Below are 568 nucleotides of genomic sequence, written 5' to 3' on the forward strand. Positions count from 1 at the left end.
TACCTTTTGATATGATTCCCTTGAAAGCTTATCTTTCTTATAGAGCGATTCTGGTTCTTTGAGAAAAAAACTAGAAAATTCAATTTTTTTAGGTTCAGTTTTCTGATTCTTTGTTATAGCTTGATAGGCTTTTTCTATTTGTGAAACTTGTTTTTTTTTCAACTCAAGCTGTTTTGTTAAGAGCTCAATAATTTCCTCTTTTTTTAAAAGCTGAAGGATTTCCGAATATTCTGCTGATAGAGCAGGTTGTGGCGTTGAAGCAGGTTGTGGCGTTGAAGCAGGTTGTGGCGTTGAAGCAGGTCGCGACTTTTTAGGTGATTTTGGCTTTGTTTTACGTCTAACTTTAACATCTCTAGTGCGTGTTGAATCTGACAAGCCATAATATGTAGTATATATTCGACCGTCGTTTGTTCGGCGGATTTCTTTGTTATTTCTATCATACACCACATCTTTGCTATTTGCATATGCTGGAGCTAGATTCAGCATTCCCCAAAGGGTAATCATTCCTGTTATAATAAATCGCTTTTTCATCTGTCTCCTCGCTTAATTTCGGCAGGGATTGTTTTAT

Annotated in this window: 1 pseudogene; it reads right to left on the reverse strand. The window is 36.3% G+C overall.

Going from position 1 to position 568, the window contains the following annotated elements:
- Positions 1–531, reverse strand: a pseudogene (locus ACFIJZ_RS10130) (hypothetical protein); the annotation flags it as partial.
- Positions 532–568: the final 37 nt, after the last annotated feature.

The sequence above is a fragment of the Bartonella sp. CL70QHWL genome (assembly GCF_042194855.1).
GTDB lineage: Bacteria > Pseudomonadota > Alphaproteobacteria > Rhizobiales > Rhizobiaceae > Bartonella.